Origin of the sequence: Rathayibacter sp. AY2B9 (assembly GCF_002931595.1) — a bacterium.
In the GTDB taxonomy this organism is placed as follows: domain Bacteria; phylum Actinomycetota; class Actinomycetes; order Actinomycetales; family Microbacteriaceae; genus Rathayibacter.
Map to the genome: position 1 here is coordinate 76,757 of NZ_PSUB01000011.1, position 24,192 is coordinate 100,948.

Here is a 24,192-nt window from a genome sequence, read left to right on the forward strand (position 1 = left end):
CGGACAGGTCGGAGGTGCTCGACGCCGGGGCGGTCAGCGCCGGGACTGGCTCGAGGCCGGGCGCGGCGGGGTGCGGCGGACGAACTCCATCCGGATCTCCGGCACGATCTTCCGGTCGAGCACGACCGTCATGTAGCGGCCGTCGACGCGGGCGCCGATCGCGACCACGTCCGGGTCGGTGTCCACGCGGTAGCCGCGCAGCGCCTCCCCGTCCACGATCACCGGGACGCCCCGCACGACGTCCTCGTCGCGGAGGGCGGCGGCGACCACCGGCATCCCGCCGCGGCGGCTGCGCACGCGGCCCGGGAAGGTGTTGCGGAGCACGTCGCCCATGTGGGCCGCGAGGCGGGACTCCAGGGGCCGGCTGCGCTCGGCGGGGATCGGCACGGAGGTGCGGACCGCCTCCCAGAGCACCGGGTACCGCATCCGCGTCACCTGGTCGACCATCCACGGCGGCAGGTGGTCGTTCTCGGCGCGCTCGATCGCGCGCTTCTGCTCGGGGGTCAGCGGGACGTGGTTGACGGGGTCGGCGCGGTTGCGCGGGTTCTTGTAGAACGAGTACGAGAGCGAGATCTCGACGAAGCGGCCGAGCGCCATCGTCTGCGCCGCGGCGAACTCCTCCAGCCTCGGCTGGGGCGCGAACGCGAGGACGGGATCGCCGAAGCGAGCCGCGATCTCGTCCACCCCGGGAGGGGCGGGCATGTCGCGGACAGCTCCCGTCGTGTCCATGCGCATACGTCAAGAGTGGCCTGCCTCCCAGCCGATACCAACTTCTTGACGGAGATCGGCTTTCGGGTCGTCGTCCTTTCACCTGCCCGAAACATGCGGGAGGCAGGAGGGGTGTCTCGGCGGGCGCCTCCGGGGCTCCTCCGGGCGGCGGGCTGCGAAGATGGAGGGATGAGCGCTCTGCACGATCCCGACGTCCGCGGCTTCGCCTCCGACAACTACTCCGGAGTGCACGACGAGGTCCTCGCCGCGATCGCCGCGGCCAACGGAGCGCACCAGATCGCCTACGGCGAGGACGTCTACACCGAGCGCCTGCAGGAGGCGTTCCGCCGCGAGTTCGGCGAGCAGGCCCAGGCCTTCCCCGTCTTCAACGGCACGGGCGCCAACGTCACCGGCCTGCAGTCGATGCTGCCGCGGTGGGGCGCCGTCGTCTCGGCGGGCACCGCGCACATCACCTCCGACGAGGGCGGAGCGCCGGAGAAGGTCGGCGGGATCAAGATCCTCACGGTCCCCACGCCCGACGGCAAGCTGACCCCGGCGCTGGTCGACCAGGAGGCGTGGGGCTTCGGCGACGAGCACCGCGCCCAGCCGCTCGTGGTCTCGATCACCCAGTCCTCCGAGCTCGGCACCGTCTACACCCCGGAGGAGGTGCGCGCGCTCGCCGACCACGCGCACGGCCTCGGCATGCGGCTGCACATGGACGGGGCGCGCATCGCGAACGCCGCGGCCGCCCTCGGCCTGCCCCTGCGCTCCTTCACGACCGACGCAGGCGTCGACGTGCTCTCGTTCGGCGGCACCAAGAACGGCATCCTGCTCGGCGAGGCGATCGTCGTGCTCGATCCGGCGGCCTCGACCGGGCTGACCTTCCTCCGCAAGACCAACATGCAGCTGTCCTCCAAGATGCGCTTCATCTCGGCGCAGCTGCTCGCCCTGCTCGGCGACGGCGGCGAGGAGGAGCCCCTGTGGCTCCGCTCGGCCCGGCACGCGAACGCCATGGCGGCGCGCCTGCGCTCGGGGCTCGAGGAGGCGATCGCCGCCGGCCGGATCACCGGGCTCGAGTTCACGCAGCAGACCCAGGCCAACGCGGTGTTCGCGACGCTGCCGCCCGGAGTCGCGGACCGGCTCCGCGCCGCCTACCGCTTCTACGACTGGAACCCGGCGACCGGCGAGGTCCGCTGGGTCTGCTCCTTCGACACGACGGAGGACGACATCGACGCGTTCACGGCCGCGATCGAGCGCGAGCTGGCCGCGTGAGGGCCCGCCTCCCGCGCCTGGCGACGGTCGGCGCCGCGCTCGCCGTTCTCGTCGCGCTGACGGGCTGCACGTCGGCCGAGCGCTCGGACGTCGCGGCCACCCCGTCGGCGTCCGAGACCGCCGCTCCGACTCCCTCCGCGACTCCGACGCCCTCGCCCACGGCCTCGACCCGCCTGGGCTGCGACTCCCTCCTCCCCGCCACGCGGGCGGCCTCGGCGCTGGGGGTCTCCCGCAGCGCTCTCGAGGGCAGCCGCGAGGTGACGACGCGCTCCTCGGGCGAGCTGATCCGCGAGGCCGCGGAGGAGAACGGCGGAGTGCTCCGCTGCGCCTGGTACGACGAGGACGCCTCGATCACCGCGGCCGCGGTCGACGCCGCCGCCGAGGCCTTCGCCGGCCGTCCGGGCCCGCGCCTCGAGACCGGCGTCGAGGCCTACGGCTCCTGCACCGACGGCAGCTGCGACCTGGACCTGCTCGCCGGCGCCACCTGGGTGACGCTGCAGCTGCGAGGCGCCCCCGCGGCCGTCGACCTCGCCGCGCTGGCGACCGGCACCGCCTCCGCCGCGCTCGGCAGCCTCGACGAGCCGGTCACCGCGACGGCGCCCGTCTGCACCGAGGTCCTGACGGCCGAGCAGCTGTCCGGTGCCGCCGGTCTCGCGCAGGCGACCGCGGGGACGGGGACCGGGACGCCGACCACCGCGTCGGCCGCTGCCGCCGCCCGGGCCGGGTACGCCTCCTGCAGCTGGAGCGACGCCTCCAGCGCCGCCTACTCGGGCGTGACGGTCGACGCGCTCCCGAACGGCGACGACGGCTGGCGGAACCTCTCGCTGACCTCGGGCCTGGCGATCCCGCTCGAGCCGCTCGACGGCTTCGGCGAGAAGGCCCTCACCGGCTGCGCGGCGGGCGTCTGCGAGATCGACGCGCTCGCCGACGACGTGTGGTGGCGCGTGACCGTCACCGGCGACGCGGCGAAGGCCGAGGCCGTCGCCCGCGCCGTGCTCGCGAACGCCTGACCCGGGCACCCCGCTCCTCCTCCGCGAGCGGGTCAGCGCCAGTACTCGTACCAGGACGACTCGCGGCAGCCGAGGGACGCGTAGAGGCGGCGGGCGCCGACGTTCTCGGCGAGCACCTGGAGCCAGAAGCGCGCGACGCCCCGGCCGGACGCGTCCTCGAGGAGGGCGCGGATCACGGCGGAGGCGAGCCCGCGGCGCCAGGGGGCCGGCCGGGTCGCCAGCGCGAAGAGGCCGCCCCAGAGCTCGCCGTCCGGCGCCGTGACGAGCGCGAGGCGGCCGGTCGCGGCCGGGCCGTCCCCGTCGACGGCGAGCGCGTAGGAGGAGGGGCAGCCCGCGAGGATGCGCTCGGCGACCGCGCGCTCCTCCGCTCCACCGCGACCGTCCACCGACCACCAGAGGGCGAGCCAGTCCTCGTCGGGAGCCGGGGCGAGCCGGACGCGAGGCTGCAGCGCGGGCCTCGGCGGCACTGGCCTCGACGGCGCGGACCCCGACGTCGTGGACAGGGCGGCGAGCGCCTCCTGCACCGAACCCGTCAGCACGAGCGTCCGGTCGATCGGCGCGGCGCCCCGCTCGGCGAGCAGCCCGGTCAGACCGGCGGGGCTCGGCGGCCCGATCTGCACGAGGGGCGCGATCCCGTGCTCGCGGGCGAACGCCTCCGCCGCGTCGAGCGCCGCCTCCTGGTCGACGACGTCGCCGGACGCGAGCACCGAGTTCGCGCGCTTGGTGACTCCTGCGGAGGCGCGCAGCTCCCACGCGCCGAGGGGGCGCCGCACGAGCGCGGGCCAGGCGTCGGCGGCGAGGCGGTCGAGCAGGCGCGGATCCATCGGGCCACGGTAGCGGGAGCGGCGCCGGAGCCCTGTGGACGCCCCCGGAGACGGCTCCGGCCCGCAGGATCCGCCGCGGACGAGCCGAGCGGGATCCTGCGGGCCGGAGGCCGTGGAGGGACGAGCACTACATGTTGATCATGTGCCCCTTGAGGCCGTGGAAGCCCTCCTGCAGCGCCTCCGACAGCGTCGGGTGGGTGTGCACGTTCCGGGCCAGCTCCGTCGCGGTGAGGTCCCACTTCTGGGCGAGCGTGAGCTCGGGGAGCAGCTCCGAGACGTCCGGGCCGATCATGTGGGCGCCGAGGAGCTCGCCGTACTTCTTGCTCGCGATGAGCTTCACGAAGCCGGTGGGCTCGCCGAGGCCGTGGGCCTTGCCGTTCGCCATGAAGGGGAAGGTCGAGACGGTGATCTCGTGTCCCTCGTCCGTCGCCTGCTTCTCGGTGAGGCCGAAGGAGGCGATCTGCGGCTGGCAGAACGTCGCGCGCGGCATCATCCGGTAGTCGCCCAGGGTCTGGGTCTCGGCACCGGCGAGGGTCTCGGCGGCGACGACGCCCTGCGCCTCCGCGACATGCGCGAGCTGCAGCTTCGCGGTGACGTCGCCGATGGCGTAGATGTGCGGCACGTTGGTGCGCATGTGGTCGTCGATCGCGATCGCGCCGCGCTCGGTGAGCTCGACACCCGTCTTCTCGAGGCCGAAGCCCTCGGTGCGGGGGACCCAGCCGATCGACATGAGCACCTTGTCGACCTCGAGGGTCGACTGCGTGCCGTCCTTCGCGGTGTAGGTGACCGTGACGTAGCCGTCCTTGTCGACGACCGACTCGACCTTGGTCGAGGTCAGGATCTCGACGCCGAGCTTCTTGTACTGCTTCTGGATCTCCTTGGAGACGTCCGGGTCCTCGTTGGGGAGGGCGCGGTCCATGAACTCGATGATCGTCACGTCGACGCCGTAGTTCTTGAGGACGTAGGCGAACTCCATGCCGATCGCGCCCGCGCCCACGATGGCCATCGTGTCGGGGAGCTCGCGGGTCATGATCTGGGTCTCGTAGGTGACGACGTTCTCGGAGAGCTCGACGCCGGGCAGGAGGCGGACGCTCGCGCCGGTCGCGATGATCGCGTCGTCGAAGGTCAGCGACTCCGTGCCGCCCTTGCTCAGCTGCACGTCGAGGCCCTGCGGGCCGGTGAAGGAGCCGACGCCGTCGAACTCGGCGATCTTGTTCTTCTTCATCAGGAAGTGGACGCCCTTGGTGCGGCCGTCCGCGACCGAGCGGCTGCGGTCGAACGCCGCGCCGAAGTCGAACGAGACGTCGCCCGAGATGCCGAACTGCTTCGCCTGGGTGTGGAAGAGGTGGGCGAGCTCCGCGTTGCGCAGCAGCGCCTTGGACGGGATGCAGCCGACGTTGAGGCAGACACCGCCCCAGTACTGCTTCTCGACGACGGCGACGGACTTGCCGAGCTGGGCGGCGCGGATCGCGGCCACGTATCCGCCGGGGCCTGCCCCCAGGACGACGACGTCGAAGTGCTGGGCCATGGATGATCCTCCAGAGTCGTGGATGGTGGTGCGCGGGGTGACCACGCCGTCTCCCACCGTACCGTTCCGGGGCTCGGAGGCGGCCCGCTCCTCCGTGGGCGAACGCGCGCGCGGGCGCCTGCCGTGCACGCGCGGGAATGCCCGCGGGGCGGGGACGGTTGGGCTCCACGGGCGACGGAGCCCCTCCCCCAGTCCCCCGCACGGAAGAAGCCCCGCGATGTCCGCCACCGCCTCCCGCACCGCCAGCACCAGCGCCCCGATCCTCGACGTCCTCGCGGAGCGCTGGAGCCCCCGCTCCTACGACGCGTCCGCGACCGTCTCCGACGAGACCCTCGCGTCCCTCCTCGAGGCCGCGCGCTGGTCCCCGTCCGCCAGCAACTCGCAGCCGTGGCGCTTCATCGTCGCCCGCCGCGGAACCGACGGGTTCGACCGCATCGTCTCGACGCTCGCCGGCTTCAACGGCGCCTGGGCCGGCTCCGCCGCCGTCCTGGTCGTCGCGCTGGCCGAGACCGTCGACTCCGAGGGGAAGCCGCGCCCCTGGGCCGTCTACGACCTCGGCCAGTCGATCGCCCACCTCAGCGTCCAGGCGCACCACGAGGGCCTGCACGTGCACCAGATGGCCGGCTTCGACAAGGACGCCGTCCGCGCCGCGTTCGGCGTCGACGAGCGCTTCGACCCGGTGACGATCGCCGCGGTGGGAGTCGCGGCCGACGCCGACGCGCTGGCGAACGAGACCCTCCGCGAGCGCGAGACCGCGCCGCGCACCCGCCTGCCCCTCGAGGAGCTCGTGCTCGTCCAGGCGTAGCCCTCCGACGGAAGGCCTCCCCCGTCCGCGGACCGGGGAGGCCTTCCGCGTCCCACCCCCTGTGTTACTCCCCGTGTCGGTCCCCGCTGTGCCGCCGGGAGCCTCTCCGTACGATCGGACGATCCGCCCGCCCGTCCCGCTGCCCGGAGAGACATGCCCGCCACCCCCGCCGCCCGCACGAGCCTGGCCTTCGACGCCGAGCTCGGCCAGTCGGCGTTCCCCGTGCGCTTCGAGGGGGTCGGCCGCACCTTCGCGCCCGGGTCCCCCGTACTGACGGACGTGACGCTCGAGGCCGCCGCGGGCGAGGTCATCGCGATCCTCGGCCCGAGCGGCTGCGGCAAGTCGACGCTGCTGCGCATCGCGGCGGGCCTGGACACCGCCTCCGAGGGGTCCGTCCTCATCGACGGCGCCCCCGTCTCCGGCATCGACCCGCGCTGCGCGGTGGCGTTCCAGGAGCCGCGGCTGCTGCCCTGGCGGAGCATCGCCGACAACGTCGCGCTCGGACTGCCGCGCGGCACCCCGCGCCCGGCCGCCCGCGCCGCCGTCGACGAGCTGCTCTCGCTGGTCGGCCTCACCGCGCACGCCCGCTCGCGGCCCCGCGAGGTGTCCGGGGGGATGGCCCAGCGCGCCTCCCTCGCCCGCGCCCTCGCCCGGAACCCCGGCGTGCTCCTCCTGGACGAGCCCTTCGGGGCGCTCGACGCGCTGACCCGCCTGCGGATGCAGGACCTGCTGCTCGACGTGCACGCGGCGGCTCCGGCGACGATCCTGCTCGTCACCCACGACGTCGACGAGGCCCTGCAGCTGGCCGACCGCATCGTGCTCCTCGGGCGCGACGAGCCCGGAGGCGTCTCGCGCATCCAGCGGATCGTCACCGTCCCCGGCGCGCGGCCCCGCGACCGCGGCTCGGCGGAGCTCGCCGAGCACCGGGCCGAGCTCCTCGCGGGGCTGGGCATCGAGCGGCACTGACCCCGGGCGGATCGACCCGCGTCCCTCCACCCGGGCGGCACGGTCCGGGCGGCACGACCTCCCTCCCCAGCCGCCTCCTCCTCCCGCTCTCCACCGCACGAGCACCTCCCCGCACCGCCCCTCCCCTGCAGCGTCCACACTCGCTGTCACCGCATCCCCGAAGCCGAGGCCCCCATGTCGTTCACCAGCTCCCCGCTCACCCGCCGCACCGCTCTCGCCGGTCTGCTCACCGCCGCCGCCGTCCCGCTCCTCGCGGGCTGCGTGCAGGGCGAGGGCGGAGGAGGAGCGGCGGCCGCGACCGCCGACGCCGCCTCCGGAGGAACTCAGGGCGGCACGCTCACGCTCGACTTCGCGACGTACAACCCGCTGAGCCTGGTCATCAAGGAGAAGGGCTGGCTCGAGGCCGCCCTCGCCGAGCAGCAGGTCACCGTCGCCTGGGTGCAGTCGGCCGGCTCCAACAAGGCCAACGAGGCCCTGCGCGCCGGAGCGATCGACGTCGGCTCCACCGCCGGCTCGGCCGCACTGCTCGCCCGCTCGAACGGCTCGCCGATCAGGACGATCGACATCTTCTCGCAGCCGGAGTGGTCGGCCCTCGTCGTCCCCGCCGGCTCGGCGATCACGTCGGTCGAGCAGCTCAAGGGCAAGCAGATCGCGGCCACCAAGGGCACCGACCCCTACTTCTTCCTGGTGCAGGCGCTCGAGGCCGCCGGGCTGGGCATCGGCGACGTGACGGTGCAGAACCTGCAGCACGCCGACGGCTGGGCGGCGCTGCAGAACGGCTCCGTCGACGCCTGGGCGGGCCTGGACCCGATCATGGCCGGCGCCGAGGCGGCCGGGGCGACCCTGCTCTACCGCAACGTCGACTTCAACTCCTACGGCCTGCTCAACGCGACCGAGAGCTTCCTCGCCGAGAAGCCGGACCTCGCGCAGACCGTCGTGAACGCGTACGAGCACGCCCGCGCCTGGGCGCTCGAGAACCAGGACGAGACGGCGAGCATCCTCGCCTCCGTCGCCGGCCTCGACGTGGCGGTGGCGACGACGGTCATCACCGAGCGCAGCAACCTCGACGTCGACAACGTCCCCGGCTCCGCGCAGACCGACGTGCTCGCCGTGATCGGCCCGATCTTCGTCGAGAACGGCGACGTCGCCTCGCAGCAGCAGGTCGACGACGCGCTCGACTCGCTGCTCGACGACACCTACGCCTCGGCGGCCGACCCGAGCGCCATCGGCGCCTGAGGGTCCGGCCCTCCGCCCCCGACCCCGTGATCCGAGGAGACCGACGATGACGATCCGCGACGACGACACCGCGACCGACGCCGATGTGCTGCGGCGGAGCGCGCTGTCCGCGCCGATGCCGGGTGAGCCCGGACTCGTGACGGCGGGCCCGTCGGTCGCGGCCTCCCAGCGCCGCCTCCGCGAGGACCGCTCCCACCCGCTCACATCGCGACGGTGGTTCGTCGTCGCGGGAGGCGCGGTCCTGCCCGTGCTGCTGCTCGCCGCCTGGCAGATCGCGACGACGACCGGGATGGTCTCGGTGGCGGTCTTCCCCTCGCCCGCGATGGTCTGGGCGGCCGGCGTCGACCTCGCCCAGCGCGGCGACCTCGGCCAGGACGTCGCCATCTCGACGCAGCGCGTCCTCATCGGGTTCGCGCTCGGCTCGGCGCTCGGGCTCGTGGTCGGCGCGCTCTTCGGGCTCTCCCGCGTCTGGGAGGTCGTCCTCGGACCGACGCTCGGCGCGATCCGGGCGGTCCCGTCACTGGCCTGGGTCCCGCTGCTGCTGCTCTGGATGGGCATCGGCGAGGAGTCGAAGATCACCCTGATCACGATCGGCGCGTTCTTCCCCGTCTTCACCACGGTGGCCACGGCGCTCGGCCATGTCGACCGGCACCTCGTCGAGGCGGGCCGCGCCTTCGGTCTCTCGGGCGTCCGGCTCTTCACGACGGTTCAGCTGCCCGCGGTGATCCCGTCCGTGATCTCCGGGCTGCGCCTCGCGCTCGCCCAGTCGTGGCTGTTCCTGGTCGCCTCCGAGCTCATCGCCTCCTCGATGGGCCTGGGCTTCCGCCTCATCGACAGCCAGAACAACGGCCGGATCGACCGGGTGTTCCTGGCGATCGTCCTGCTGGCCGTGCTGGGCAAGCTCACCGATGCCGTCGTCGGCGTGTTCCAGCGCTACGCCGTGAGGAAGTGGGCGTGAGCGCCGGGGATGGGGCTCCGAGCGTGAGCGGGACGATCGCCAACCTGCTCGACGAGCACCGCCGGTTCCCCCCGCCCGCGGCCTTCGCCGCGCAGGCGAACGCGGGCGCGGAGGAGTACTCGCGCGCCGCCGCCGATCCGGTCGCGTTCTGGGAGGAGGCGGCCCGCCGCCTCGAGTGGGCGGAGCCGTGGCACACCGCCCACAGCTGGGAGCCTGCCGCTCCGCTGCCCGACGGCTCGCTCTCGGTGCCGCGCACGACCTGGTTCGAGGGCGGACGGCTGAACGTGGCCGTCAACTGCGTCGACCGCCACGTGGACGCGGGACGCGGCGGGAAGACCGCCCTCCACTTCGAGGGCGAGCGCGGCGACCGGCGGTCGATCACCTACGCCGAGCTCCAGCGCGAGGTCTCCCGCGCCGCGAACGCGCTGATTGCGCTCGGGATCGGGAAGGGCGACCGCGTCGTCGTCTATCTCCCGGTGATCCCCGAGACCATCGTCATCACGCTCGCGATCGCGCGGATCGGAGCGATCCACTCGCTCGTCTTCGGCGGCTTCTCCGCCGAGGCGGTGCGGTTCCGCGTGGAGGACACCGGCGCGAAGCTCCTGGTCACCACGGACGGGCAGTTCCGGCGCGGAGCGGCGGTGCCGGTCAAGGCGAGCGCCGACCGGGCGGTCGAGGGCGTCGCGTCGATCGAGCACGTCCTCGTCGTCCGCCGCACCGGTGAGACCGACGTCCCGTGGACCCCGGGCCGCGACGTCTGGTGGCACGAGCTGGTCGATGCGCAGAGCGACGTCCACGAGGCCGAGGCCTTCGACTCCGAGACGCCGCTGTTCATCATCTACACCTCCGGCACGACCGGGAAGCCCAAGGGGCTGGTGCACACCAGCGGCGGCTACCTCACGCAGGCCTCCTGGACGCACTGGGCGGTGTTCGACGCGAAGCCGGACGACGTGCACTGGTGCACCGCCGACCTCGCCTGGGTCACCGCGCACACCTACGAGATCTACGGACCGCTCTCGAACGGGCTCACCCAGGTCATCTACGAGGGCACCCCGAGCACCCCGCACACCGCCCGGCACTTCGAGATCATCGAGCGGTACGGGGTGACCGTCTACTACACGGCGCCGACGCTGATCCGGACGCTGATGACCTGGTTCCCCGAGGGCGTGCCCGCCCGGTACGACCTGTCGAGCTTGCGCCTGCTCGGCACCGTCGGCGAGTCCATCAACCCCGAGGCCTGGGTCTGGTTCCACGAGGCGATCGGCGGCGGACGCTGCCCGATCGTCGACACCTGGTGGCAGTCCGAGACCGGCGCCGCGGTGATGTGCCCGCTGCCGGGCGTCTCGACCCTCAAGCCGGGCTCGTCTCTCGGAGCCCTGCCCGGGCTCGGCGTCCTCGTGGTGGACGAGCACGGCGAGCGGGTGCCGAACGGCTCCGGCGGCTACCTCGTGGTCGACCGGACCGGGCCGGCGCTCGCCCGCACCGTGTGGGGCGACCCGGAGCGGTACCGCGACTCCTACTGGGCCCGCTACGCGTCCCAGGGGTGGTTCTTCTCCGGGGACGGCGCGAAGTACGACGCCGACGGCGACGTCTGGGTGCTCGGCCGCGTCGACGACGTCATCAACGTCTCCGGGCACCGCCTGTCCACGATCGAGATCGAGTCGGCACTCGTCGCCCATCCGGCCGTCGGCGAGGCCGGAGTCGTCGGAGTCGCCGACGCGACGACCGGCCAGGCCATCGCGGCGTTCGTCATCCCCTCCGACGAGGCCGTCGACCGCGCCGAGGAGGACCCGGCCTACTGGACAGCTCTCGGCACGACGCTCTCGGCGCTCCTGCGCGACCACGTGGCGGTCGCGATCGGTCCGATCGCCAAGCCGCGCGACGTGGTGGTGGTGCCGGATCTGCCCAAGACCCGCTCCGGCAAGATCATGCGGCGGCTGCTCGGCGACATCCGCGACGGCCGCCCGCTCGGAGACGTGACGAGCCTCCAGGACGACACCGTCCCGGCGCGCATCGCCCGCATCGTCGCCGAGCGCGGGTAGGCGCCGCGCCAGTCGGACGCGGCGGGCGGACCCTGTTTCGGGGAGGCGTCGGGAGCCTGCGCGTCCGCGGCGAGGAGGGGCCGCCGGGGAGCATCCGGAGTAGCGTGAAGCCGTGCGCGACGTCCAACAGCAGATCATCTCCGAGCTCCACGTCTCCCCCGCCGTCGATCCGGCCGTCGAGGTCGAACGGCGCAGCGGATTCCTCGCCGACTACCTCCGCAGCACCGGCGCGAAGGGCCTCGTCCTCGGCATCAGCGGCGGCCAGGACTCGAGCCTCGCCGGGCGCCTCTGCCAGCTCGCGGTCGAGCAGGTCCGCGCGAGCGGCGGCGACGCCTCCTTCATCGCGGTCCGCCTGCCGTACAAGGTGCAGGCCGACGAGGAGGACGCCCAGCTCGCCCTCACGTTCATCCGCCCGGACCGCCAGGTCGTCTTCGACATCCACCAGGGCGTCGACGGCGTGGCCGCGGCATTCGGCGACGCGGTCGACGAGCCGATCAGCGACTTCGTGAAGGGCAACGTGAAGGCGCGGATGCGGATGATCGCGCAGTACGCGATCGCCGGCCAGGCCGGGATGCTCGTCGTCGGGACCGACCACGCGGCCGAGGCGGTCACCGGCTTCTTCACGAAGTACGGCGACGGCGGCGCCGACGTCCTCCCGCTCACCGGCCTCACCAAGCGGCAGGGGCGCTCGCTCCTCGAGCACCTGGACGCACCGGCCCGGCTCTACGAGAAGGCGCCGACGGCGGACCTGCTCGACGACAACCCCGGCCAGACCGACGAGACGAACCTCGGGCTCACCTACGCCGACCTCGACACGTACCTCGAGGGCGGCGAGGTCGACCAGGCCGTCGCCGAGGCCATCGAGGCGCGGTACGCCGCGACCGAGCACAAGCGCCAGGTGCCGCTGTCGATGTTCGACGACTGGTGGCGCTGAGCCGCCGCTGACCGCTTCCAGCGGCCGGCAGCTCAGGACCGCACGGGGCCCCGCTGAGGCGGGGCTCCCGTGCGTCCGGCGCGGAACCGATGCGAGGACCGGACCCGCCGCGGTATCAGGAGTCGGCGCGGGCGTTGTAGACGAGCACCTCGCCGGAGTCGACGGAGGCGCGGTAGGCGCGGAACACGTCGAGGGCCTCGTCGCGGAGCACGCCGTCGACGACCTCGATGCCGCGGGCCTCGAACTGCGCGGCCCAGTCCTCGCGCATCGGCCCCTCGTCGAAGGTGCTGATCTCCTCGAGCTCGGGGCCGGAGCCCGCGACGACCAGGCGGCGCACCCCCGACCACATCGTCGCTCCGTAGCACTGCACGCACGGGCGCCAGTTGACGACCAGGTCGTGCGCGGGGAGGCCCTCGCCGCCGAGGTCCCAGGTGCCGAGCGCGGTCTGCGCGAGACCGAGCGCCGTCACCTCGGCGTGGCCGGACGAGACCCCGCTGCCGAGGACGACGTTCACTCCGACCGAGACGAGACGACCGAAGTCGCGCTCGACGACGATCGCCGCGAACGGGCCGCCGTTCCCCTCGCGGAAGTTGCGGTCGGCGAGCGCGTGCACGAGGGCCATCCGGTCCTCGAGGCTCGGGAGGACCTCGGGGACGTCGCGGAGGGCGTCACCGATCCAGGCGGGCAGGGCGATCTCGTAGCGGGTGGCGAGGCGGTCGATGTCCATGGGTCCTCCGGGAGACGGGGCGGGGCGGGGCGGCGGGCGGAGAGGGATGCGCGGCAGGCACGGCACAAATGACGCGCGGGCGGCGGCGGCCGTCGCCCCTCAGCCTCGCAGTGCCGAGCGCCGGAGACGGAATCGGCCCGGCGCGTCGACGCGGAGGTCAGGCGAGGAGGGCCTCGCCGAGCGCCGCGGCCTGCGCCGCCCAGAAGCGCTTCGCCACGCCGGTCCGGCGGAACAGGGCGTCGAAGCCGTGGAAGGCGCCCTCCACGATCTCGAGCCCGCACGGCACTCCGGCCGCGCGCAGGCGCTCGGCGTAGCGGACGTCCTCGTCGTGGAAGAGGTCGAGGCCGCCGACGCCGATCCAGGCCGGCGGCAGGCCCGTGAGGTCGTCGCGGCGGGCGGGGGCGGCGTAGGCCGTGACGCCGGGGCCGCCGGGCTCGCCTGCGAGGTAGGCGGTCCAGCCGAAGCGGTTGCTGCCCGGGGTCCAGACGCGGACTCCGCGCGGAGGAGGACCGGGCCGGGTGACGGTGCGGTCGTCGAGCATCGGGTAGACGAGCAGCTGGAACGCGGGCTGCGCTCCTCCGCGGTCGTGGGCGAGGAGGGTCGCACCCGCGGCGATGCCGCCGCCCGCGCTCGCGCCTCCGACGGCGATGCGCGCCGGGTCGACGCCGCGCTCCTGCGCGTGCTCGACGAGCCAGTCGAACGCGGCCAGCACGTCCTCGACGGCAGCCGGGGCCGGATGCGCGGGCGCGAGGCGGTAGTCGACGGAGACGACCGTGATGCCCAGGGTGCGGGCGAAGTCGATGCAGGGCGCCTCGTCCTGAAGGTGGCTGCCGAGCACCATGCCGCCGCCGTGCACCCAGAGGAGCGCGGGAGCGGTACCGCGGAGGATACGCGGCCGGTAGCTGCGGGCCCGGACGGGAGCGGCTCCGGCGACGGGGATCTCGACGTCGTCGACCACGATGTCGGGCGGGGCCTCGCCTCCCTCGGCGGCGCGTCGCGTGGCGAGGCGCAGCAGTCGCGGGCCGAGGACGATCGGCGGGAGGAAGCGGCCGAGCGCGAGGTCGGGGTGGAAGAGGGGCGCCGTCGCGGCGGTGCGGGCTGACGCGGTCATGCGCGGGAGGCTACTCCTCGCGGCCGTGCCGGCGCCCCTCCGCGGGATTACGGACGCACGAGGGTCTTGATCGCGCGGCGCTCGTCCATTGCGGCGTACGCCTCGGCGATCTCCTCGAGGGGCAGCTCGAGGTCGAAGACCAGACCGGGCTCGATCGCGCCGCTGAGCACGTCCGGCAGCAGCTCGGCCATGTAGCCGCGGACCGGCGCGACTCCGCCGTTGACGCCCACGTTCGAGCCGAACATCTGGCGGACGGGCAGCTCGGGGCCTCCGTTGGGGACGCCGACGTAGCCGACCATGCCGCCGGGGCGGGCGGAGTCGAGTGCCTGCTGCATCGACTCCTTGGTGCCGACGCACTCGAGCACGCAGTCGGCGCCGATCCCGCCGGTCAGCTCGCGGACGCGCGCGACGCCCTCGTCGCCGCGGGTCTCGACGATGTGGGTCGCCCCGAAGCGGCGGGCGAGGTTCTGCCGCGACTCGTGCCGCGACATCGCGATGATCGTGGTCGCGCCGAGGCGCTTGGCCGCCAGGACGGCGCAGAGGCCGACCGCGCCGTCACCGACGACCGCGACGGTCGAGCCCGCGGTGACACCGGCCGAGACCGCGGCGTGGTGGCCGGTCCCCATCACGTCGGCGAGGGTGAGCAGGCTGGGGATGAGCGCCGGATCCGGGTCCATGCCCACGCGGAAGAGCGTGCCGTCGGCGAGGGGCACGCGCACCTTCTCGCCCTGGGCGCCGTCCGCGAAGCCCTCCTCGCGGACCTCGGCGCCCCACCAGCCGCCGGTGAGGCACGAGGTGGAGACGCCGTTGGCGCAGTTCGCGCAGGTGCCGTCGCAGACGTAGAACGGGGCGATCACGAAGTCGCCGACCGCGACGTCGTGCACGTCGTCGCCGATCTCCTCGACGACGCCGACGAACTCGTGGCCGATGCGGTGCGCCTCCTTGGTGGGAGTGACGCCGCGGTAGGGCCAGAGGTCGGAGCCGCAGACGCAGGCCGCGGTGACGCGGACGATCGCGTCGCGCCCCGTCGAGAGCTGCGGGTCGGGGACCTCCTCGAGTCGGATGTCGCGCTCGCCGTGGATGAGTGTTGCTCGCATGGGTGCTCCTGGTCGGGAGGGGGATGGGGTCGGCGTCCACGGTACGCCCGCGACCGGCCGCGGGCGCCGGAGAGGCGGGGGCTTGCACGAACGCGCGCCGACGCGGCCCAGGTGAAGAGCCGGGGCGCGGCCGGGGGCGGTCCGACGCCGGGCGGGAGGCGTCCTGCCGGAACGGAGGGGCCCCGCAGCAGCCCTGCACCGCGTCACGGCTGCGCCTCCGCCCAGCCGTCGCGCCCGATCACGACGTGCGCGAGGAACCGCAGGCCGCACGCCTCTGCCCCGTCGGCGATCGCCCGCGTCGCCGCACGGTCGGAGGGGAGCACCACGGCCTCGCCCGCGTGGCTGTGCGCCAGGCCGATGCCCGCCGCGCCGCGCGCCAGCACCTCGGCGAGCACGGCGGCGACGGGGATCTCGGCGTGCGCCGGGGCTCCGTCGGCCAGCGTGAGGACGTCGCGGACGGCTCCGGACTCGGCGAGCGCCACCGCCAGCACGGTCTCGACCGGCCGGGCGGCCAGCAGCGGAGCGACGAGCCCGGCCAGGCCGGCGGCGTCGGTCACGCGGGCGGCGCGCGAGGCGCGGTTCATCCTCCGCCGCAGCTCGAAGGAGGCGACCAGGCGGCAGGCGGCGACCTCGCCGACTCCGCGGTGCCGCATCAGATCGGCCACCCCGGCCCGGGCGACGGCGTCGATGCCGCCGAAGCGCGCGAGGAGGCGCTGCGCGACGACGGTCGCGTTGGCGCCGCGGACGCCGGCCCCGATGAGCACGGCGAGGGTCTCGGCGTCGGTGAGCGCCTCCGGTCCGTAGGCGCGGAGGCGCTCCCTCGGCCGCTCCTCGGGAGGGAGGTCGGCCATCCGGGGGCCGGGCGTTTCGAAGGACATGCCGCCGACGCTACGGAGCCCGCCGGACGGGCGCGCCGCGGATCCCGCGACTGTGGACGACTCCCGCCCTCGCGCGCCCTGTGGAGGGAACTTCCGTCGCCACCCGCGCGCTCCTCTCCCCTGCGAGTACGCAGAAGGCGGACTCGCGACAGGGGTCGAGCACCCCGGTCAGTCCGACGCGGGCATCCCCGCCGTCACCGACAGGCTCTCGCCGTCCGGCGCCACGTCCACCAGCACCACGTCCCCGTCGCGCACCGTGCCGCCGAGCAGCGCCGTCGCCAGCTGGTCGTCGATCGCCCGCTGCATCAGCCGGCGCAGCGGCCGCGCGCCGTACTGTGGGTCGTAGCCGCGCTCGGCCAGCCACCCGCGGGCCGCGGGCGTCACCGCCAGGTCGAGCCGTCGCTCCGAGAGCCTCCTCGACAGCCGGTCGACGTACAGCGACACGATCTCGCCGAGCTCGGTGCGGTCGAGCGCGTCGAAGATCACGATGTCGTCGAGCCGGTTCACGAACTCGGGCTTGAAGGCCTGGCGCACCATCTGCTGGACCGCCTCCTCCTTCTGCGGCCGTGACAGCGCCGGGTCCACGAGGAACTGCGACCCCAGGTTGGAGGTGAGGATGAGGATCGTGTTGCGGAAGTCGACCGTCCGCCCCTGGCCGTCGGTGAGCCGGCCGTCGTCGAGCACCTGGAGCAGGACGTCGAACACCTCGGGGTGCGCCTTCTCGATCTCGTCGAGGAGCACCACCGAGTACGGGCGGCGGCGGACCGCCTCCGTGAGCTGGCCGCCCTGCTCGTAGCCGATGTAGCCGGGAGGGGCGCCGACCAGCCGCGAGACGGCGAACTTCTCGCCGTACTCCGACATGTCGATGCGGACCATCGCCTTCTCGTCGTCGAAGAGGTGGTCGGCGAGCGCCTTCGCCAGCTCGGTCTTGCCGACGCCGGTCGGCCCGAGGAAGAGGAAGGAGCCGGTCGGCCGGTCGGGGTCGGAGATGCCCGCGCGGGTGCGGCGCACCGCGTCCGCGACGGCCGACACCGCCTCGTCCTGGCCGATCAGTCGGCGGTGCAGCTCGGTCTCGAGGTGCAGCAGCTTCTCGGTCTCGCCCTGCAGGAGGCGCCCGACGGGGATCCCCGTCCAGGCGGCGATCACCGCGGCGATGTCGTCGGCCGTCACCTGCTCGTTGACCATGCGGCCCTCGGCCGGCTCCTCCTCCGACTCGGCGGCCGCGAGCTCGCGCTCGATCACCGGGATGTCGCCGTAGAGCAGCTTCGACGCGCGCTCGAGCTTCCCCTCGCGCTGCGCGCGCTCGGCGGCGATCCGCAGGGCGTCGAGCCGGTTCTTGAGCTCGCCGACGCGGTTGAGGGAGGCGCGCTCGCGCTCCCAGCGCTCCTGCAGCTCCTCGAGCTGGGCGCCGCGGCGGGCCAGGTCCTCGCGCAGCTTCTCCAGCCGCGCCTTCGAGGCCTCGTCCTTCTCCTTCTTCAGCGCCAGCTCCTCGAGCCTCAGCCGGTCCACGGAACGGCGCAGCTCGTCGATCTCGACGGGAGCGGAGTCGATCTCCATGCGCAGCCGCGACGCGGCCTCGTCGATCAGGTCGATCGCCTTGTCCGGCAGCTGGCGGGAGGTGATGTAGCGGTTCGAGAGCGACGCGGCGGCGACCAGGGCGGAGTCGGCGATCGCCACCTTGTGGTGCGCCTCGTAGCGCTCCTTCAGCCCGCGGAGGATCGCCACGGTGTCCTCGACGGTCGGCTCGCCGACGAAGACCTGCTGGAAGCGGCGCTCGAGAGCGGCGTCCTTCTCGATGTACTGGCGGTACTCGTCGAGCGTCGTCGCGCCGATCATCCGCAGCTCGCCGCGCGCCAGCATGGGCTTGAGCATGTTCGCGGCCGCCACCGATCCCTCGCCGCCGCCCGCGCCCATCAGCGTGTGCAGCTCGTCGATGAAGGTGATGATCCGGCCGTCGGACTCCTCGATCTCCTGGAGCACGGCCTTCAGCCGCTCCTCGAACTCGCCGCGGTACTTCGCTCCGGCGATCAGGGCCGAGAGGTCGAGGCTGACGAGTTGCTTGCCCTTGAGGCTCTCGGCGACGTCGCCCGCGACGATCCGCTGGGCGAGCCCCTCGACGACGGCGGTCTTGCCGACGCCGGGCTCGCCGATGAGGACGGGGTTGTTCTTGGTGCGGCGCGTGAGCACCTGGCTGACGCGCCGGATCTCGGCGTCCCTCCCGATCACCGGGTCGAGCTTGCCGCTCGCCGCGATGGCGGTCAGGTTGACGCCGTACTGCTCGAGTGCGGACTTCTCGTCCTGCTGGGGCATCCGACCGGCCTGCATGATGGTGGTCTCCTCCGTGGCTCGAAAGTTGAGTTCGACGGACTCAACTTTACTCCCGCGACGGCTCCGGCGGTCAGGCCGTCAGAAGATCGCTGTCGCGACCCTGGAGCGCCTCGAGCGCGCTCCGGAGGATCGAGCGCAGCCGGAACTCGTCGATCCCGGTCAGCGCCGAGATCTCGGCCTGCGAGAAGCCGCCGGCCGCAGCCAGCAGCAGGAGCTCGCGGTCCGGGCAGTCGAGGGCGAGCAGGCCGCTGCCGAGCGGACGCCGGGCGAGCTCGTGCGCGGACCCGAGGGTCTCGCAGAGGACCTCGAGCACCCAGAGCACGGGCTCCGGCGAGCGGGCGCCCTCGCGGGAGCGGCGCCAGACGGCGGTGAAAACGTCGGTGCAGAGCCGGTCGCGTCCGGCCGGGTCGGCCTGGACCGTGCCGACGCACGCCGAGACGAGGCCGCCGAAGCGGTCGACGAGCTCTCCCAGAGCGGAGGCGTCCCCCGTGGCGGAGCGGGTCAGCAGACGGGCGGCGTCCTGCGTCAGCGGCGGACGCACCCGTCCACCGGTCGCGTCCTCGCCTCCAGCACTCACGGGCCCCAGCGTGTCACCGACTCCGTGACGGCGGGACCAGTTGCGCGGAAGGGGGGTGACAGGTATAGAGCGGATCCGCTATCCGACATCAGAGGCGCGGCCAGCGCGCGCGGGCGAAGCAGAAGAGCCCGTAGGCGATGAGCCCGACCGCGACGAAGCCGAGGAGGAGCACGCCCGCCGGCAGCTCCACGAGCGACTTCAGCGCCTCGTCGAGCCCGCCCGCCTGCTCCGGATCGTGAGTGACGGCGGCGACGATCAGCAGCACGCCGAGAGCGCCGAGGACCACGCCCTTGGCGACGTAGCCGGCGACGCCGAGCACGGTGACGACGGTGCCCGCCGTGCCGCCCGGCTCCGCGACGTTCTCGAGGAACTTCCTGCTCGCTCCGCGGTACACGAAGACGCCGCCGACCGCGAGGACGGCCAGTCCCGCGATCACGAGCAGCACGACTCCGCCCGGCGCCGAGAGCACCTGCGCGCTCGCGCTCTCGGACGACTCGGACGAGCTCGACCCGCCGCCCGTCGCGAACTTCAGCGCCGTCACGCCGAGGGCGCCGTAGACGACGGCCTTGCCCGCCTCCTTCAGCCGGCTGCCCCAGGTCTTCAGGGCGCTCTCGCGCGGGCGGACGAGGAACGCCTCGAGCAGCCCCCACAGCGCCAGGCCGAAGAGGCCGACCGTGCAGATCCAGAGGATCACCAGACCGCCGGGCTGCGCCGCGAGGGCGCCGAGAGCACCGCTCTGGTCGGCCTCGCCTCCGCCGCCGCGGGCCACGCCGAGCGCGATCACTCCGATCAGGAGGTGGACGAGGCCGTTCGCCGCGAAGCCGCCGCGGGCGAGGGTCCGCACCGCCCGCGAGTCCTGGATGTCATCGGCGGTGCGCTGGGCGTCGGCGGTGCTCGGAGTGTTCACAGGGTGGACGCTACGCGTTTCCACACCCCCGCGCCCGGCGCTCCGCCGTTCGGAGGTGCTCCCGGAGCCGGTTCTCCACACCTTTCCACAGGGTTGTCCACAGCTGTGGAATCGCTAGAAGGACGAGCGGATCACACGTCGACGGCGCGGACGAGTCCGTCCTGCACGCCGCCCAGCCAGTCGTAGACGCTGCGGATCGCGGCCGCGCTCCCCTCCTCCGGGACGACGTCGTCGGTGTCGTCGATCCCCAGCCGCACGGCCAGAGCGAGCCGCATGTCGGTCAGTGCGCGGAGCCAGGCGATCGCCTGCGGCTCCTCGAGACGGACCGCGACCTCGCCCAGCCCCTCGAAGATCCGGCCGTGACTCGTGCCGTCGCCGGCGTCGAGGGCCGCCGTGACGGCGCGGGCGTCGTCCATCTTGCGGGCGGCGAGGTCCGGAGCGGTGAAGCGGCGGAACTCGTCGGCCGCCTCGGCGTCGTCGCGGTAGGCGTCGGGCAGGAGGCGCGCGAGCGCTGGATCGGAGCGGGCCTCCTCCGAGGACGCCCCGCGGTCGAGCAGCTCGAGCATCTCGCCGGCCAGATGGCGGAGGATCCCGGCCTCCTCGCGGTCGAAGCGGGCGACGGCCGCCCCGGAGGAGTCGCGGCGGAACGCGCGCATCAGCCGAGTCCTCGGATGCCGCGAGCGGAGCACTCTCCGGTCTCCGCGGCGGTGGGGCGCAGCGGGGCGCTCACGCGTCGGCCTTCTGCAGCGTCGCCCACAGGCCGTAGCCGTGCATCGCCTCCACGTGCCGCTCCATCTCCTCGCGGTTGCCGGTCGCGACGACCGCGCGCCCCTCGGTGTGCACCTGCAGCATCAGCCGCTCCGCCTCGGCCCGGCCGAAGCCGAAGTAGCTGCGGAAGACGTACGAGACGTACGACATCAGGTTGACCGGATCGTCCCAGACCAGCACGATCCACGGGACCTCGGCCGCCGAGCGGGTCGCCAGGCGCTCGTCCGCGCGCTCGATCGTGTCCGCCATCCCTCCAGCGTAGGCCGCGGCGCGGGCGGACGCCCGGGCGCGCGGCCCGGAGCGCGCTGCCCGCAGCCCGCGAGTGCCCAGGAGTCGTCGCACTCGGCGCGGGGGCACGAGGACGGGGACCGCGAGTGCCCAGGAGTCGTCGCACTCGAGCGCGAGTGCGACGACTTCTGGACGGTCGGAGCAGAGGCAGCAGCGCCGCCCGCCCTAGGCCGACAGGCGCGGCAGGACCTCCCGGGCGAAGAAGTCGAGGTGGTCGAGGTCCTGCAGGTCCATGAACTGCAGGTAGACGCGCTCGCAGCCGGCCTCGCGGAGGGACTCGAGGCGGTCGACCGCCTCGTCGACGCCGCCGGCCACTCCGTGCTCGCGCAGCTCGGCGGGCTCGCGGCCGATCGCCGCCGCACGGCGCGTGAACTCCGCCTCGTCGCCTCCGCCGACCGCGATCAGCGCGACCGAGTGCACGAGCGACGAGGGCTCGCGCCCGATCGCCCGGCACGCCTCGTCGACGCGCTCGAAGGCCGCTGGGATCGCGTCGAACTCGGGGAAGGGCAGGTTGAACTCGCTCGCGAACCGCGCCGCGAGCGCCGGGGTCCGCTTGGGGCCGCCGCCACCGACGATCACCGGCAGCGGCAGGCGGGCGGGCTTGGGCAGGGCCGGGGAGTCGGTCAGCGTGTAGTGCTCGCCGGCGAAGGAGTAGCGCTCGCCGACCGGCGTCGACCACAGGCCGGTCACGATCTCGAGCTGCTCCTCGAGGAGGTCGAAGCGGCGCGGAGGGAAGGGGATGCCGTACGCGGCGTGCTCCTGCTCGAACCAGCCAGTGCCGAGGCCGAGCTCGGCACGGCCCCCGGACATCGCGTCGACCTGGGCGACCTGGATCGCGAGGATCCCCGGCGGCCGGTAGGTGACGGAGGAGACGAGGGTGCCGAGCGCGATCCGCTCGGTCTCGCGGGCGAGGCCGGCGAGTGTCGTCCACGCGTCGGACGGGCCCACGCCGGGGTCGCCGTCCCCCATCCGGAGGTAGTGGTCGGAGCGGAAGAAGCCGTCGTAGCCGAGGCTCTCGGCGGCCTGCGCGACGGCGAGGAGGTCCTCGTAGCTCGCGCCCTGCTGGGGTTCGGTGAAGACTCTGAACTGCACGGGTCCAGCCTCCCGCACCGGGGCCGGATCATGCCAGCCCGGCTCCCCCGGCCGGGGCCGCCGACGGGCCCCCGTGTACCGTGGACGGTTGCCGCCGACGAGAGGACCCCATGTCCGAGCACCCGTCCTCCCCGGACACCGCCCCCGCCACCGCGGGCACGACCGCCCCTCCGCACCGCCTCGCGCGGTGGGTCTTCTGGCCCGCCGCCGTCCTGACGCTGTCGATCGCGGCCTTCGCGATCCTCGCGCCCGACGCCGCGACCTCCGTGTTCTCGACGCTGCAGACCACCGTCGTCAACACGTTCAGCTGGTACTACGTGCTGATCGCCGCGGTCTTCGTGGCCTTCGCCATCTGGATGGGCGTGAGCCGCTTCGGCGACATCAAGCTCGGCGCCGATGACGACGAGCCCGAGTTCTCGATGCTCGCCTGGATCTCGCTCCTCTTCGCCGCCGGCATGGGCATCGGCCTCGTCTTCTACGGCGTCGCGGAGCCGCTCACCCATTTCGCCACTCCGCGCCCGGGCGTCACCGGCACCGAGACGCAGCTCGCGCAGAGCGCGATCTCGCAGACCTACCTGCACTGGGGCGTCCACGCCTGGTCCATCTACGTGGTGGTCGGCCTCGCCCTCGCCTACGCGATCCACCGCCGCAAGCGGCCGGTGTCGATCCGCTGGGCGCTGGAGCCGCTGCTGGGCCGCCGGGTCCGCGGCGGCTGGGGCAACGCGATCGACGTGGTCGCCCTGGTCGGCACCATGTTCGGAGTCGCGACCTCGCTCGGCCTGGGCGTCACCCAGATCTCGGCGGGCCTGGAGGCGAGCGGCATCGTGGAGTCGTCGCTCATCGTGCAGATCGTGGTCATCGCCGTGGTCACGGGCCTGACCGTCTTCTCGCTGATCTCGGGCGTGGGCAAGGGCATGAAGTGGCTCTCGACCGGCAACCTGCTGCTCGCCGCCGCGCTCCTCGTCTTCGTGCTCGTCGCCGGCCCGACCCAGTTCCTCCTCCGCGAGTTCGTGCAGTCGCTCGGCAACTACCTGCAGAACTTCATCGGCCTGACCTTCACGGTCAGCGCCTATGCCGGCCGCGAGGGCGAGCAGTGGCAGGCCTCGTGGACCACGTTCTACTGGGGCTGGTGGATGTCGTGGGCGCCGTTCGTCGGCATCTTCATCGCCCGCGTCTCGAAGGGCCGGACGGTCCGCGAGTTCGTCGGCGGCGTGCTGCTCGTGCCGACGATCATGACCTTCCTCTGGTTCAGCGTCCTCGGCGGCACGGCCATCTACCGGGAGCTCTACGGCGACGGCGGCCTTGTCGGCGCCGACGGCTCGGTCGACACGAACCTGGCGCTCTTCTCGATGCTGCAGGGACTGCCCGCGGGCTCGGTGCTGACGATCGGCGCGATCCTCCTGATCGGCGTCTTCTTCGTCACCTCCGCCGACTCCGGAGCGCTGGTGATGTCGATGATCGCGACCGGCGGCGAGCCGGAGCCGCGCAACCGCATCCGCGTGTTCTTCGCCGTCGCGACCGCGCTGCTCGCCCTGTCGCTCCTGGTCGCCGGCGGCCTCGACGCCCTGCAGACCGCGGCGATCCTCTCGGCACTGCCGTTCAGCGTCGTGATGATCCTGATGTGCGTCGCGACGGTGATCGCCTTCCGCCGCGAGATCCGCGCCTACGACAAGGCCCGCCGCAAGGCGTTCGTCGGCGACATCGGCACGTTCTACGGCCTCGAGGTCGAGGATCCGGCGGAGCGCGAGCCCGCCCACCCGATCAAGCGCCTCGCGCACCGCCTGAAGCCGGGGTCGAAGGAGTAATCGGCTCGGAGGAGAAGCCAGATCGGAGGAGGCCGGGCGCCGCTGGGGCGCCCGGCCGGTCGATCAGCTGGGCGACGGGATGAAGGGGTGCTCCGGCGGGTCCTGGTCGTCGCCGAGGCGGGCGTCGGCGCCCTGGTCGAGCGCCTCGTCGATCGACTCGGGGTCGTCGATCTCGGCCGGGTCCTCCGGCGGGACCGGCAGGGAGTCGCCGTCGGGGCGGGTGGTGTCGGTGACGTCCTCGGGGGCGTCGAAGCCGAAGCTGCTCATGGTTCCCTCTCCGCGGTGCGCCCGGGAGGCGGCGCCGCTGCGGGCAGCCTAGGTCGCGCCCCCG

At 73.5% G+C, this 24,192-nt stretch carries 23 protein-coding genes; 9 read left to right on the forward strand and 14 right to left on the reverse strand.

Translation table 11 applies throughout. The annotated features are described in order from the left end of the window. Positions 1–33: 33 nt before the first annotated feature. On the reverse strand, positions 34–729 hold the full coding sequence (locus tag C5C25_RS11595; RefSeq protein WP_104225730.1) for a hypothetical protein: 696 nt from the start codon (positions 727–729) through the stop codon (positions 34–36). A 168-nt stretch (positions 730–897) separates the two neighbouring features. Between C5C25_RS11595 and C5C25_RS11600 the strand changes: the two genes are divergently transcribed. Continuing rightward, positions 898–1,980 (forward strand): low specificity L-threonine aldolase, encoded by a 1,083-nt coding sequence (locus tag C5C25_RS11600; protein WP_104222816.1) that lies wholly within the window; start codon positions 898–900, stop codon positions 1,978–1,980. Continuing rightward, positions 1,977–2,990 carry a hypothetical protein gene (locus C5C25_RS11605; protein ID WP_104250691.1) on the forward strand — a complete coding sequence of 338 codons (1,014 nt, stop codon included), beginning with the start codon at positions 1,977–1,979 and terminating at the stop codon, positions 2,988–2,990. Before C5C25_RS11600 ends, C5C25_RS11605 begins: the two co-directional genes overlap by 4 nt. A 32-nt stretch (positions 2,991–3,022) precedes the next feature. Here the strand turns inward: C5C25_RS11605 and C5C25_RS11610 are convergent, their stop codons facing one another. Together C5C25_RS11610 and lpdA are read right to left on the reverse strand one after the other, a co-directional pair. After that, positions 3,023–3,814 (reverse strand): GNAT family N-acetyltransferase, encoded by a 792-nt coding sequence (locus C5C25_RS11610; RefSeq protein WP_104250692.1) that lies wholly within the window; start codon positions 3,812–3,814, stop codon positions 3,023–3,025. A gap of 127 nt (positions 3,815–3,941) precedes the next feature. Next, positions 3,942–5,342 (reverse strand): dihydrolipoyl dehydrogenase, encoded by a 1,401-nt coding sequence (lpdA, locus tag C5C25_RS11615; RefSeq protein WP_104222818.1) that lies wholly within the window; start codon positions 5,340–5,342, stop codon positions 3,942–3,944. A 217-nt stretch (positions 5,343–5,559) separates the two neighbouring features. On the opposite strand from lpdA, the gene C5C25_RS11620 reads away from it, so the two are divergent. From C5C25_RS11620 to nadE, 6 genes are all read left to right on the forward strand, one after another. Next, complete coding sequence (locus C5C25_RS11620) at positions 5,560–6,147, forward strand: nitroreductase family protein (RefSeq protein WP_104250693.1); 588 nt, start codon at positions 5,560–5,562, stop codon at positions 6,145–6,147. 153 nt (positions 6,148–6,300) lie between these two features. Further along, positions 6,301–7,113, forward strand: a complete 813-nt coding sequence (locus C5C25_RS11625) for an ABC transporter ATP-binding protein (RefSeq protein WP_104222820.1) — start codon at positions 6,301–6,303, stop codon at positions 7,111–7,113. Positions 7,114–7,287: 174 nt separating this feature from the next. Further along, the gene (locus C5C25_RS11630; protein WP_104250694.1) at positions 7,288–8,349 is read left to right on the forward strand and encodes an aliphatic sulfonate ABC transporter substrate-binding protein; all 1,062 of its coding nucleotides are present in this window, start codon (positions 7,288–7,290) and stop codon (positions 8,347–8,349) included. A gap of 115 nt (positions 8,350–8,464) precedes the next feature. After that, positions 8,465–9,307 (forward strand): ABC transporter permease, encoded by an 843-nt coding sequence (locus tag C5C25_RS11635; RefSeq protein WP_104250714.1) that lies wholly within the window; start codon positions 8,465–8,467, stop codon positions 9,305–9,307. A gap of 23 nt (positions 9,308–9,330) precedes the next feature. Then, positions 9,331–11,349 carry an acetate--CoA ligase gene (gene acs, locus C5C25_RS11640; RefSeq protein ID WP_104250695.1) on the forward strand — a complete coding sequence of 673 codons (2,019 nt, stop codon included), beginning with the start codon at positions 9,331–9,333 and terminating at the stop codon, positions 11,347–11,349. Positions 11,350–11,461: 112 nt separating this feature from the next. After that, positions 11,462–12,283, forward strand: coding sequence for an ammonia-dependent NAD(+) synthetase (gene nadE / locus C5C25_RS11645; protein WP_104225736.1), 822 nt, complete (start codon positions 11,462–11,464; stop codon positions 12,281–12,283). A gap of 115 nt (positions 12,284–12,398) precedes the next feature. Here the strand turns inward: nadE and C5C25_RS11650 are convergent, their stop codons facing one another. The 10 genes from C5C25_RS11650 to C5C25_RS11695 form a co-directional block, all read right to left on the reverse strand. Beyond that, positions 12,399–13,010: a nucleoside deaminase gene (locus C5C25_RS11650; protein WP_181133691.1), complete on the reverse strand. Its 612-nt coding sequence runs from the start codon at positions 13,008–13,010 to the stop codon at positions 12,399–12,401. A gap of 157 nt (positions 13,011–13,167) precedes the next feature. Then, the gene (locus C5C25_RS11655) at positions 13,168–14,121 is read right to left on the reverse strand and encodes an alpha/beta hydrolase (RefSeq protein WP_104250696.1); all 954 of its coding nucleotides are present in this window, start codon (positions 14,119–14,121) and stop codon (positions 13,168–13,170) included. A gap of 47 nt (positions 14,122–14,168) precedes the next feature. Then, positions 14,169–15,218: a zinc-dependent alcohol dehydrogenase family protein gene (locus C5C25_RS11660; RefSeq protein ID WP_104250697.1), complete on the reverse strand. Its 1,050-nt coding sequence runs from the start codon at positions 15,216–15,218 to the stop codon at positions 14,169–14,171. A 203-nt stretch (positions 15,219–15,421) separates the two neighbouring features. Beyond that, positions 15,422–16,096 carry a RadC family protein gene (locus C5C25_RS11665; RefSeq protein WP_104250698.1) on the reverse strand — a complete coding sequence of 225 codons (675 nt, stop codon included), beginning with the start codon at positions 16,094–16,096 and terminating at the stop codon, positions 15,422–15,424. 168 nt (positions 16,097–16,264) lie between these two features. Continuing rightward, positions 16,265–18,421 carry an ATP-dependent Clp protease ATP-binding subunit gene (locus C5C25_RS11670; protein WP_104250699.1) on the reverse strand — a complete coding sequence of 719 codons (2,157 nt, stop codon included), beginning with the start codon at positions 18,419–18,421 and terminating at the stop codon, positions 16,265–16,267. A gap of 73 nt (positions 18,422–18,494) precedes the next feature. Further along, the gene (locus C5C25_RS11675) at positions 18,495–19,001 is read right to left on the reverse strand and encodes an RNA polymerase sigma factor (RefSeq protein WP_146079468.1); all 507 of its coding nucleotides are present in this window, start codon (positions 18,999–19,001) and stop codon (positions 18,495–18,497) included. 88 nt (positions 19,002–19,089) lie between these two features. After that, a complete protein-coding gene (locus C5C25_RS11680; protein WP_104225741.1) occupies positions 19,090–19,908 on the reverse strand; it encodes a DUF1206 domain-containing protein in 819 nt (272 codons plus the stop codon). A 131-nt stretch (positions 19,909–20,039) separates the two neighbouring features. Continuing rightward, positions 20,040–20,564: a DUF2017 domain-containing protein gene (locus C5C25_RS11685; protein WP_104225742.1), complete on the reverse strand. Its 525-nt coding sequence runs from the start codon at positions 20,562–20,564 to the stop codon at positions 20,040–20,042. 70 nt (positions 20,565–20,634) lie between these two features. Further along, a complete protein-coding gene (gene clpS, locus C5C25_RS11690; RefSeq protein WP_104222829.1) occupies positions 20,635–20,925 on the reverse strand; it encodes an ATP-dependent Clp protease adapter ClpS in 291 nt (96 codons plus the stop codon). Between the two features lie 204 nt (positions 20,926–21,129). Continuing rightward, complete coding sequence (locus C5C25_RS11695; RefSeq protein WP_104250701.1) at positions 21,130–22,056, reverse strand: LLM class F420-dependent oxidoreductase; 927 nt, start codon at positions 22,054–22,056, stop codon at positions 21,130–21,132. A 110-nt stretch (positions 22,057–22,166) separates the two neighbouring features. On the opposite strand from C5C25_RS11695, the gene C5C25_RS11700 reads away from it, so the two are divergent. Further along, a complete protein-coding gene (locus tag C5C25_RS11700; RefSeq protein WP_104250702.1) occupies positions 22,167–23,861 on the forward strand; it encodes a BCCT family transporter in 1,695 nt (564 codons plus the stop codon). Positions 23,862–23,924: 63 nt separating this feature from the next. Here C5C25_RS11700 and C5C25_RS11705 read toward each other — a convergent pair whose 3' ends face one another. Further along, on the reverse strand, positions 23,925–24,128 hold the full coding sequence (locus C5C25_RS11705; RefSeq protein WP_104222832.1) for a hypothetical protein: 204 nt from the start codon (positions 24,126–24,128) through the stop codon (positions 23,925–23,927). Between the last annotated feature and the right edge of the window lie 64 nt (positions 24,129–24,192).